Source organism: Zoogloea sp. LCSB751 (assembly GCF_002028455.1).
GTDB lineage: Bacteria > Pseudomonadota > Gammaproteobacteria > Burkholderiales > Rhodocyclaceae > Zoogloea.
This window is the reverse complement of sequence record NZ_MWUM01000002.1, coordinates 291,591-303,369: the sequence shown is the minus strand read 5'-3', so window position 1 is coordinate 303,369 and position 11,779 is coordinate 291,591. Positions and strand designations below refer to the sequence as shown.

Here is an 11,779-nt window from a genome sequence, read left to right as displayed (position 1 = left end):
ACTGAGGCCTCCGGCTCACCAGGGGCACACTCATGAGAAAGTGGCAGCATGGCTTCACCCTCGTCGAAATCGCAGTAGTCCTGGTCATCATCGGACTGTTGCTGGGCGGCGTTCTAAAAGGACAGGAGCTCATCAACGGTGCGAAGGTGAAGAGCGTAATGAACGATTTCCGTAACACCTCGACCTACGCCTTCGGCTACCAGGACCGTTTCCGTTCCATGCCCGGCGACGACGCCAACGCAGCAACGCGACTCTCCGGCGCGGCAGCCGCCAGCACCGGAGGGACGGTCGGCAATGGACGTCTCGAGGGCAAATGGAATTCCACGACCGCAACCGACGAAAGCGTGTTGTTCTGGCAGCATGTCCGACTCGCCAATTTCGCCAGCGGAGATGGCCGCAATCCGGGGGCCGTGGGCGTATCCATTCAGGACTGGCTGCCCCGCAACGCCGTTGGCGGGCGGCTCGGCGTCACCGGCACCAGTCCGATCACAGGCTGGAACGGGAGCTTTTTCGTCTGCCAGGACAAGCTGCTCGGCAGCTACGCACGCCAGATCGATATCGCACTGGATGACGGCCAGCCCGACAGTGGATCAGTACGACTCCTTGCCGACGGCGCCAGCAACGGTGCGGCCATCACCGCAGCCAACCTCAACGACAGCGATCCTTACACCGTCTGCGCCAGCTACTGAGATAGGTACAAGCCGGCTCTCACAAACCCTTGAAGAGCCGCGTCTCGGCATTGGCCAATTGCGACGGTGTGCCAAGCAGCACCAGCACATCGTCGAGTTCCAGACAGGTTTCCGGCGTCGGGTCGTCCACCCGGATCCGTTGCCGCCGAAGGGCACTGACTTCGACGCCCAGTTCATTCAGGCGCAACTCCGCCAGGCTGCGTCCAATGGCATGCGCTCCGGCATCCATGACTACCGAATGCAGACGGGTTTGCTGGCGTTCTTCAAGCGCCTCCTCATGCAGATGTTCGCCACCCCGGTAGATGCCGCGCAACAAGTGGTAGCGCTCGGCGCGAATTTCGCGGATCCGCTTGAGAATCCTCGGCAACGGGACCCCCAGCAGGGCCAGCGCATGGGACGCCAGCATCAGGGACGACTCGACAGCCTCGGGGACGACCTCGGCAGCGCCCGCCTGCTGCAACTTTTCGAGGTCCACCTCGTCCGCCGTCCGTACGACCACCGGCACATCCGGACGGCAGGCGCGCACCTGGCTCATGGCCCGCAAGGCCGCATCGGTGTCGGCATAGGTGATCACCACCACGGACGCCCGGGAAATCCCCGCAGCCATCAGGGTCTCCCGCTTCGCCGCGTCACCGAATACCACGGTTTCACCGGCCGCGGCCGCTTCGCGCACCCGCTCGGGATCGAGGTCGAGGGCGATGTAGGTAATGCCTTCCTGCTCCAGCAAACGGCCGAGATACTGACCATTGCGCCCGAAACCACACAGAATCGCATGCTTGTCGACGAACATCGACTGGGTCGCAATATTGGTCAGCTGGAGGGAACGGGTCATCCACTCCGACGGCACCAGCCGCAACACGATCTTTTCGCTGTACTGCACGATGAGTGGCGCCAGCAGCATCGACAGCACCATCGCCGCCACCACCACCTGCGACAAAGCCGGCGGCAACAGATGGGCCTCGTCGATCTGCGACAACAGCACAAAGCCGAACTCGCCTCCCGCACACAGCCACAACCCCGTCCGGGCTGCCGTGCCCTGGCTGGCCCCCAGCATCCGTGACGCGGCGCCGACGATCAGGAACTTGCCGACCAGCAGCGCCCCCAACATGGCCAGTACCATAGGAAGACTGAGAATGATCTGCCCCACATCGAGGAACATGCCGACGGTCACGAAGAACAGGCCAAGCAGCACATCACGAAAAGGCTTGATGTCTTCTTCCACGTGATAGCGGTATTCCGTCTCGGAAATCAGCATGCCCGCCAGGAAGGCACCCAGGGCCATCGACAAGCCAGCCACCTCGGTCAGCCAGGCCAGTCCCAGGGTGATCAACAACACATTGAGCATGAACAGCTCGGCGGATCGCTGCCGCGCGACCAGGAAGAACCAGCGTCGCATCAGCTTCTGCCCGATGAACAACACCATTCCGAGCACCAGCACCGCCTTGCCGGCCGCCAGCGCCAGCGTCCCGAACAACTCGTCGGCTGGGCGCGACAGTGCAGGAATCAGGATGAGCAGCGGCACCACGGCCAGATCCTGGAACAGCAACACGCCGATCGTCTCCCGCCCGTGCTTTGAGTCCAGTTCGAGGCGATCCGACAACAGCTTGGACAGGATGGCTGTCGACGACATGGCCAGCGTGCCACCCAGCGCAAAACTCGCCCCCCAGCCGAGTCCGCCAATGGTACCGATCAGCATCGTCAACAACGTCGTGCCAAGGACCTGCGCGGCACCTAAACCGAACACGGTGCGCTTCATGCTGTACAGGCGCGGCAGCGAGAATTCGAGCCCGATGGTAAACATCAGGAACACCACGCCGAACTCGGCCAGGTAGCGGGCACCGTCGGAATCCTGCATCAGACTCATGGCGTGCGGACCGACGGCCGCCCCGACCATCAGGTAGCCAAGAACAGGCGGCAGGTTGAGCGACCGGAGAATACCGACCACCAACACGGCACCGGCAAGAAGGACGAGCACCAGCTCGAGCGTGTTGATCATAGCGTGCAAGGGTTCGCCCTGAATGGGCGAATTAGTCGATCTGATATACTGCCGCACCCAATTATACGCGCCGTTCCCATGAGCCCAGCCCCGATTGCCGCTGCGCACGCCCGTGTTCTGGAGCTTGCGCGCCGTGTCCTCGACATCGAGGCGGAAGCGGTGCGCCAGCTCTCCATCCGGCTGGACGACAGTTTCGTCCAGGCCGTAGATCTGATTCTGGCGTCTCATGGGCGGGTCATCGTTTCCGGCGTGGGCAAGTCCGGGCATATCGGCCGCAAGTTCGCCGCCACCCTGGCCAGCACCGGGACCCCCGCGTATTTCGTACACGCTGCCGAGGCTGCCCACGGTGATCTCGGCATGATCACGGCCAACGACGTTCTGGTGGCGATCTCTTATTCCGGCACGGGTGAGGAACTCCTCAAGATCGTTCCGCTGGTCAAACGCCAGGGAGCCCGCCTGATCGCCCTGACCGGCAACCCCGACTCGCCGCTGGCACAAGAAGCCGATGTGCACCTGGATGGGGCGATCAAGGAGGAGGCCTGTCCGCTCAACCTCGCGCCCACTGCCAGCACTACGGCGGCGCTGGCCCTGTCGGATGCACTGGCCGTCGCCCTGCTCGATGCCCGCGGCTTCGGACCGGACGACTTCGCACGCTCCCACCCCGGCGGCGCCTTGGGCCGACGCCTGCTGACCCGCGTGGAGGACATCATGCGCAGCGGCGAAGCAATCCCACGGGTCGGCGAAGACGCGCGGCTCAGCGACGCACTGATGGAAATCACCCGGGCCGGCCTCGGCATGACAGCCATCGTCACCGACGACGACCGCATCGTCGGCATCTACACCGACGGCGACCTGCGCCGCTCACTGGCCAGCGGCTGCAACTTCAACACCGCGCGGATTGCCGACGTGATGAGCCGCAACCCCAAGACCATCCACGCCAGCGCGCTGGCGGTCGAAGCAGCCGAAATGATGGAACGCCTGCGCATCAGCGAGCTCCTCGTGACGGCCCCTGACGGCCGCCTCGTCGGCGCCCTCAATCACCACGACCTCATGCGCGCCAAGGTGATCTGATGCAGCCCCGTCACCGGTCTTCTTCCCCAAGTCAGCCATGAACCGGCGCAGCCACAGCTTGTTCCCGCTCGTCGTGCTGACACTCATGGCCGGTGTCAGCGTCTGGCTCGACCGGGTCACCCAGCAGGATCAGACCGTCAAGACGGACAGGAGCCGCCACGAAGCCGACTTCTCGGCGGATAACCTGACCCTGCGGCGCTTCGACCTGACCGGCAAGGTCCAGTACATTCTGGTCGCCGACCGCATGGTCCATTACGGCGACGACGAGTCCACCGAGCTCGTCCGACCGCGCCTCGACTACCTGAACCGCCCCGAGCCGGTTCGAATCGAATCCGAATTCGCGACGGTCAGCAAGGACGGTGAAACCGTCGTCCTCACCGACCAGGTGCTGCTGCGTCGTGCCGCCCACAAGGGCAAACCCGAATCCACCTTGCGCACCGACCAGATGACGGTCTGGCCGGACGACGAGAAGATGCGCGCGGACAAGCCCGTGAAGCTTACCCAGGGCCAGACGGTGATTACGGCCGAGCACATGGAAAGCGACAACATCGTCGGCGAAGTCCGATTGCACGGTCAGGTCCGCGGCACGCTCTATCGCACCAACCCGACGCCGAAACCATGAACAAGATATTGCGGCAGCTCGTACTGCTCACCCTCACCCTGACTGCCCCGCTGGCTCTGGCCGAAAAGGCAGACCGCAGCAAGCCAGTCAACATCGAGGCCGACCGGGTCACGGTGGACGACAAGAACAAGATCCATATTTTCGAAGGCCACGTGGTACTGACCCAGGGCACGCTGACCATCCGCAGCGACAAGCTGGTGGTCAGCCAGGACATGGAAGGCTATCAGCGCGGCATCGCCACCGGCGGCGAGGGCGGCCTGGCTCGCTTCCGCCAGAAGCGCGAAGGCAAGAATGAGTGGGTCGAAGGCGAAGGCGAGCGCATCGAACATGACGCTCGCAGTGAATTGTCCCAGTTCTTCCAGCGCGCCCACGTCAAGAGCGGCGACGACGAAGTCCGCGGCCAGTACATCCAGTACAACGGTGTCACCGAAACCTATGTGGTCACCAACGGCCCCAACGCGACCACGATCCCCAGCCAGCAGGGCCGTGTGCAGGTCACCATCCAGCCCAAGAAAAAAGGCGAAACCGCCCCCGCCCCATAAAGCACTCTGACGCCTTGCCGCAAGGCTGGAAACCGCGCCAGCCCTTGCGCTTGGGCATTATTCCCAGTGCTTTATATTTTTCAAAAAACCCTTTTTTTTCAATAAGATTAAAAACAGATAAAGATTTTTGTGCGGCGCAACAAATATGTGTTGACAGCCCTTTCGACGTGAATATAATGGACCTCATGTTGCAACGCACCAACCAGGGGCATTGCAAAACCGACGAGAATGCATTTCATCCATTCACTCAAGGAGATTGTCATGAGCACCCCCGAACAAATCGTTGCCGCCAACAAGGCCAATGTTGAAACCCTGCTGACCCTGGCTAACACCGCCTTCGCCAGCGCCGAGCGCATTGCCGCCCTGAACCTGAACACCGCCCGCGCCGTGCTGGAAGATAGCGTTGCTTCCGCCAAGGCCCTGCTGGCCGCCAAGGATGTGCAGGAACTGATCGCGCTGCAGTCCTCCCTGGCCCAGCCCGTGGTCGAGAAGGCTGTCGCCTACTCCCGCAGCGTCTATGAAATCGCTTCCCAGACCCAGGAAGAAGTTTCCAAGCTGTTCGAAGCCCAAGTTGCCGAAGCCAACAAGAACTTCGCCGCTGCCCTCGACAAGGCTGCCAAGTCGGCTCCCGCTGGTTCCGACGTTGCAGTGGCTGCCGTCAAGTCCGCCATCGCTGCCGCCAACTCCGCTTACGACAGCGTGACCAAGGCTGCCAAGCAAGTCGCCGAGATCGCCGAAGCCAACGTTGCCGCCGCCACCAGCGCCACTGTGAAGGCCGTCAGCGGCACCACCCCGGCCAAGACTTCCTCCAAGAAGGCTGCCTAAGAAAAAACCAGCGGGGAGGCCTTGTGGCCTCCCCAGTCCGGTTGAAAAGCCCGCCCTGCCATGCAGGGCGGGCTTTTTTTCGCCTTCCGCCCTTCCATTTCGGATGCCGGAAAGACGTTCCGACCGGTGCAATGAATCGGGAAGCATGCTATTTTGGAAGGCGTGCCTGAAAGGACACATCGGGGGGGCTAAGCGGCCCGCACCGTCACTGTCGTGACGCTCAAAATCAAAATTCGCAAGAGGGAAGACACAGAATGAGCACTGGACAATCGAAGATCATCTACACGCTGACTGACGAGGCGCCGCTCCTCGCCACCTGCGCTTTTCTCCCCATCATCCGGACCTTCACCAGCCCGGCGGGGATTGAAATCGAAAAGGCAGACATCTCCGTGTCCGCCCGTGTCCTTGCTGAATTCCCCGAGAACCTGACCCCCGAGCAGCGCGTCCCCAACACCCTCGCAGAGCTGGGCAAGAAGACCCTTCAGCCGGACGCCAACATCATCAAGCTGCCCAACATCAGCGCCTCCGTTGCCCAACTGAAGGCCTGTATCAAGGAGCTGCAGTCCAAAGGCTACGCGATTCCCGACTACCCGGAGAATCCGACCACCGAAGAAGAAAAGACCATCTCCGCCCGTTACGGCAAGTGCCTGGGTTCCGCTGTGAACCCCGTGTTGCGTGAAGGCAACTCCGACCGCCGCGCCCCGCTCGCCGTCAAGAACTACGCCCGCAAGAACCCCCACTCCATGGGCGAGTGGAAGCCCTGGTCGCGGACCCATGTGTCCCACATGCACCACGGCGACTTCTACCACGGCGAAAAGTCCCTGACCCTGGACAAGGCCCGCAATGTACGCATGGAGCTGATCGCCAAGGGCGGCAAGATCACCGTGCTGAAGCCGAAGCTCGCACTGCTGGAAGGCGAGATCATCGACTCGATGTTCATGAGCAAGAAGGCCCTGTGCGAGTTCTACGAGAAGGAACTGGAAGACTGCCGCGAAGCCGGCATCCTGTTCTCTCTGCACGTGAAGGCCACGATGATGAAGGTTTCGCACCCCATCGTCTTTGGCCACTGCGTCAAGATCTTCTACAAAGAAGCCTTCGAAAAGCATGAAGCCCTGTTCAACGAACTGGGCATCAACGTCAATAACGGTATGGTCGATCTGTACGAGAAGATCAAGACCCTGCCGGAATCCAAGCGCGACGAAATCATCCGCGACCTGCACGCGTGCCAGGAGCACCGTCCGAAGCTGGCCATGGTGGACTCCGCCAAGGGCATCACCAACTTCCACTCCCCGAACGACATCATCGTCGATGCCTCCATGCCGGCGATGATTCGCCAGGGCGGCAAGATGTGGGGCGCCGACGGCAAGCAATACGACAGCAAGTGCGTGATGCCGGAATCGACCTTCGCCCGCATCTACCAGGAGATGATCAACTTCTGCAAGACCAACGGCAACTTCGACCCGAAGACCATGGGCACCGTGCCGAACGTCGGTCTGATGGCCCAGAAGGCTGAGGAATACGGCTCCCACGACAAGACTTTCGAGATCCCCGAAGACGGCATCGCCAACATCGTCGATATCGACTCCGGTGAAGTACTGCTGACCCAGAACGTGGAAGCCGGTGACATCTGGCGCATGTGCCAAGTCAAGGACGCCCCGATCCGTGACTGGGTCAAGCTGGCCGTCACCCGCGCCCGCAACTCCAACACCCCGGCGGTCTTCTGGCTCGACCCCTACCGTCCGCACGAAGCCGAACTGATCAAGAAGGTTCAAACCTACCTGAAGGATCATGACACGACCGGTCTCGAGATCCACATCATGTCCCAGGTCCGCGCCATGCGCTTCACCCTGGAACGCGTGATCCGTGGCCTCGACACCATCTCGGTAACCGGCAATATCCTGCGTGACTACCTCACCGACCTGTTCCCGATCATGGAACTGGGCACCTCCGCCAAGATGCTGTCCATCGTCCCGCTGATGGCCGGTGGCGGCATGTACGAAACCGGTGCTGGCGGCTCCGCGCCGAAGCACGTCCAGCAGCTCACCGAGGAAAACCACCTGCGTTGGGATTCTCTGGGTGAATTCCTGGCTCTCGCCGTATCGCTGGAAGACCTCGGCATCAAGACCGGCAACAAGCGTGCCGTGCTGCTCGCCAAGACGCTCGACGCCGCCACTGGCAAACTGCTCGACAACCGCAAGTCGCCGTCGCCCAAGACCGGCGAATTGGACAACCGCGGCTCCCAGTTCTACCTGGCCACCTACTGGGCCCAGGAACTGGCTGCCCAGACCGAGGATGCCGAGCTAGCTGCCCACTTCGCCCCGCTGGCCAAGACCCTGGCCGACAACGAAGACCATATCGTTGCCGAGCTGAAGACCGTCCAGGGCAAGCCTGCGGACATCGGTGGCTACTACAAGGCCGATCCCGAGAAGTGCAAAGCCATCATGCGTCCCAGCCCCACGCTGAACGCTGCGCTGAAGTCCTTCGGCGCCTGAGACTGACAAGCCCCCGCCCACAAGGCGGGCCGGCAAGACAGCAAAAAAGCCCTCTCGCATGCGAGAGGGCTTTTCACTTTTAGGCCCTAGGTGGCATCGACACGCCACCAAACCAGCACTACATCCGCTCGATCATCGCATCTCCGAAAGCCGAACAGGACACCTCGGTCGCACCATCCATCAGACGTGCAAAATCGTAGGTCACGATCTTGTCGCCGATTGCCGCCTCCATGGACTTGATGACCATGTCGGCCGCCTCAGTCCAGCCCAGGTGACGCAACATCATCTCGGCGGACAGGATGATGGAGCCCGGATTGACCTTGTCGAGCCCGGCGTACTTGGGTGCCGTGCCATGGGTCGCCTCGAAGCAGGCGTACTGGTCGGAGATGTTGGCCCCCGGCGCGATGCCGATGCCACCGACCTGAGCTGCCAGCGCATCCGAGATGTAGTCGCCATTGAGGTTGCAGGTGGCGATCACGTCGTACTCCGCCGGGCGCAGCAGGATCTGCTGCAGGAAAGCGTCGGCAATCGCATCCTTGACGATGATCTCGCGGCCGGTCTTTGGGTTCTTGAACTTGCACCACGGGCCGCCGTCGATCGGCTCGGCACCGAAGTCCTCGCGGGCCACCTGATAGCCAACATCACGGAACAGGCCTTCCGTGAACTTCATGATGTTGCCTTTGTGGACGATGGTCACCGATTTGCGGTCGTTGTCGATCGCATACTTGATGGCCGCCCGCACCAGACGCGTCGTCCCTTCGATGGACACCGGCTTGATGCCGATGCCGGAGGTCTCGGGGAAGCGGATCTTCCTGACGCCCATTTCCTCGAGCAGGAACTTGATGACCTTCTTCGCCCCTTCCGACTCGGCTGCCCACTCGACGCCGGCGTAGATGTCCTCGGTGTTCTCGCGGAAGATCACCATGTTCACCAGCTCGGGGTTCTTCAGTGGAGACGGCACACCCTTGAAGTACTGGACCGGGCGCACACACTGATAAAGATCCAGCTCCTGGCGCAGCGCGACGTTGAGGGAGCGGATGCCGCCCCCGACCGGCGTGGTCATCGGCCCCTTGATGGACACCGAATACTCCCGCAGGGCCTCGAAGGTCTCCTTCGGGAACCACTCGTCCGGACCGTACAACTGGGTGGACTTCTCACCCGCGTAAACTTCCATCCAGTGGATCTTCTTCTTGCCGCCGTAAGCCTTATTCACCGCGGCATCGATCACCTTGATCATCACCGGCGTGATATCGACGCCAATACCATCACCCTCGATGTAGGGAATGATGGGATTGTCGGGAATGGCCTGGCCGGAGACGATTTTTGCGCCGCCCGCCGGCACCTTGATCAGAGACGTACTCATTCCAACCCCCTCAACTCGAATTGTGTTGCGGATGTGTGGGTGAATCGGCCGGATCACGGCTTTCGCCACGCGCGGCTTTCTGGTTCTCGGAGACGTGCAGCACGGAGCCCGTCCATGGCCGCCGATCCACTGTCTACCCCGCCCGACCCTCCTCCAGGCCGCAGCAAAGTGCCTCGATTATGGCCGAAATAATCCCCCGCTAGAAGCGCCCCAAAACCCTTGTAGTGCGTGCTCCGCCACCACTTTCACCACTGGTGGAGGGCAGTGCTAGACTCGAAAACCGGTCGCATTTCGCATTCGTGGCACACACGGTCACTACCGACATACAAGCCGCCAGGGGGAAGAATGGAGACCCACAACACTGAAAACCCGGTCGCCCAGGCCATCGCCCAGGCCATGATCGAGGGCTTCAACAAGCACTACCGGATCTTTCGCGAGACCTCCCGGCGGGCCAAGGAGAGCTACGAGGCTGCCGACTGGCAGGGCCAGCTCTCCGCCGTGCGTGACCGCGTGCAGTTCTACGACGACCGCGTGAATGAAACCGTGCTCCGCCTGCACGAGGAGTTCGACGCGGAGTCCATCGACGACGCCACCTGGCAGGCGGTCAAGCTGTACTTCATCGGCCTGCTGATCAACCACAAGCAACCGGAACTGGCTGAGACCTTCTTCAACTCGGTAACCACCAAGATTCTGCACCGGGACTACTTCAACAACGCCTACATCTTTGCCCGCCCGGCCATCTCGACGGAATACATCGAGTCCTTCCCACCCACCTATTCCAGCTACTACCCCCAGGACAAAGGACTGCGGGCAACCCTCTGCCGGGTCGTAGAGGATTTCGACTGGCAGCGTCCTTTCGAAGACCTGGACCGGGACGTGGACTACGTGATGCGCACCGCGGAAACGCACATCGGCGAATGGCCGAAGATGGAGGTGAACTGCCAGATCCAGGTGCTCTACTCAGCCTTCTACCGCAACAAGACCGCCTACATCATCGGCAAGGCCATCAACGGATACCAGGAATACCCCTTTGTGATCGCCGTGCGCCACGGTCAGTCCGGCAAGCTTTACCTGGACACCATCCTCCTCGACACCTGGCGGATCTCGCTGTTGTTCTCCCTCTCCCGGGCCTATTTCCTGGTCGACATGGAAGTGCCGTCCGGCTATGTGCAGTTCCTGCGCAGCATCATGCCCAACAAGCCGCGCTCCGAGCTATACACCATGCTGGGCCTGGGCAAGCAGGGCAAGACGATCTTCTTCCGCGACCTCATCGCCCACCTGCGCCACTCCAACGATCAGTTCATCGAAGCACCGGGCATCCGTGGCCTGGTCATGCTCGTCTTCACGTTGCCGTCCTACCCCTACGTATTCAAGATCATCAAGGACGTGTTCGGCAGCTCGAAGAACATGGACCGCGCCACCGTGAAGCGCAAATACCTGCTGGTCCGGCAGGTGGACCGGGTCGGGCGGATGGCCGACACCCTGGAATTCTCCAACGTCGCCCTGCCGCGCAGCCGCTTTCATCCGGACCTGATCGTCCAGCTCAAGGCACTCGCTCCGTCAGTCGTCGAAGAGGACGGCGACACCCTGCTCATAAAACACCTCTACATCGAGCGCCGCATGACGCCGCTCAACCTCTACCTCAGCAAGGCCACCGACGAGCAGATCGACGAGGCCGTGCGCGAATACGGCCAGGCCATCAGCGAGCTGGCCATCGCCAACATTTTCCCCGGCGACATGCTCTGGAAGAACTTCGGCGTCACCCGCTACGGACGCGTGGTCTTCTACGACTACGATGAGATCGAGTACATGACGGACTGCAACTTCCGCAAGATCCCGCCGGCGCCCAACGAGGACATGGAGATGTCCGGCGAGCCCTGGTACTCGGCGGGTCCGCGGGACATCTTCCCGGAGGAGTTCGCCACCTTTCTGCTCGGCCAGCCGAAGATCCGCAAGGCCTTCCTCAAGCACCACCGCAGGCTGCTCGACCCGGCCTTCTGGCAGGACGCCCAGGACAAGATCCGCAACGGCTACGTGGAGGACTTCTACCCCTATCCGCAGGAACTGCGCTTCTGCAAGGTTTTCCCCGCACTGGCACCACCGACCACCGGTAGCCATCCGACGCCGTGAATTCCACGTAAATACCCACCGATTGGCGTAAACCCCAGTGTCATCCGTC

The 11,779-nt window shown here is 61.7% G+C and carries 9 protein-coding genes; 7 read left to right on the top strand and 2 right to left on the bottom strand.

All coding sequences use genetic code 11. The features are described 5' to 3' along the window. The first annotated feature begins 32 nt into the window (after positions 1 to 32). Positions 33 to 689 (top strand): prepilin-type N-terminal cleavage/methylation domain-containing protein, encoded by a 657-nt coding sequence (locus B4920_RS04285; protein ID WP_079433373.1) that lies wholly within the window; start codon positions 33 to 35, stop codon positions 687 to 689. 19 nt (positions 690 to 708) lie between these two features. On the opposite strand, the gene B4920_RS04280 is transcribed toward B4920_RS04285, so the two are convergent. Next, positions 709 to 2,685, bottom strand: coding sequence for a monovalent cation:proton antiporter-2 (CPA2) family protein (locus tag B4920_RS04280; RefSeq protein ID WP_079433372.1), 1,977 nt, complete (start codon positions 2,683 to 2,685; stop codon positions 709 to 711). A gap of 78 nt (positions 2,686 to 2,763) precedes the next feature. On the opposite strand from B4920_RS04280, the gene B4920_RS04275 reads away from it, so the two are divergent. The 5 genes from B4920_RS04275 to B4920_RS04255 all read left to right on the top strand — a co-directional run bounded on the left by B4920_RS04275 (position 2,764) and on the right by B4920_RS04255 (position 8,237). After that, positions 2,764 to 3,756, top strand: coding sequence for an SIS domain-containing protein (locus B4920_RS04275; RefSeq protein WP_079433371.1), 993 nt, complete (start codon positions 2,764 to 2,766; stop codon positions 3,754 to 3,756). Between the two features lie 37 nt (positions 3,757 to 3,793). Beyond that, positions 3,794 to 4,378 carry an LPS export ABC transporter periplasmic protein LptC gene (gene lptC, locus B4920_RS04270; protein WP_079433370.1) on the top strand — a complete coding sequence of 195 codons (585 nt, stop codon included), beginning with the start codon at positions 3,794 to 3,796 and terminating at the stop codon, positions 4,376 to 4,378. Then, complete coding sequence (gene lptA / locus B4920_RS04265; RefSeq protein ID WP_079433369.1) at positions 4,375 to 4,920, top strand: lipopolysaccharide transport periplasmic protein LptA; 546 nt, start codon at positions 4,375 to 4,377, stop codon at positions 4,918 to 4,920. Before lptC ends, lptA begins: the two co-directional genes overlap by 4 nt. Positions 4,921 to 5,181: 261 nt before the next feature. Next, positions 5,182 to 5,745 carry a phasin family protein gene (gene phaP, locus B4920_RS04260; protein WP_079433434.1) on the top strand — a complete coding sequence of 188 codons (564 nt, stop codon included), beginning with the start codon at positions 5,182 to 5,184 and terminating at the stop codon, positions 5,743 to 5,745. A 254-nt stretch (positions 5,746 to 5,999) separates the two neighbouring features. Further along, entirely contained in the window at positions 6,000 to 8,237 is a 2,238-nt protein-coding gene (locus tag B4920_RS04255; protein ID WP_079433368.1) for an NADP-dependent isocitrate dehydrogenase, read from the top strand. A gap of 118 nt (positions 8,238 to 8,355) precedes the next feature. On the opposite strand, the gene icd is transcribed toward B4920_RS04255, so the two are convergent. Continuing rightward, on the bottom strand, positions 8,356 to 9,600 hold the full coding sequence (gene icd, locus B4920_RS04250) for an NADP-dependent isocitrate dehydrogenase (RefSeq protein WP_079433367.1): 1,245 nt from the start codon (positions 9,598 to 9,600) through the stop codon (positions 8,356 to 8,358). A 345-nt stretch (positions 9,601 to 9,945) separates the two neighbouring features. On the opposite strand from icd, the gene aceK reads away from it, so the two are divergent. Further along, a complete protein-coding gene (aceK, locus tag B4920_RS04245; protein ID WP_079433366.1) occupies positions 9,946 to 11,730 on the top strand; it encodes a bifunctional isocitrate dehydrogenase kinase/phosphatase in 1,785 nt (594 codons plus the stop codon). Positions 11,731 to 11,779 lie beyond the last annotated feature (49 nt).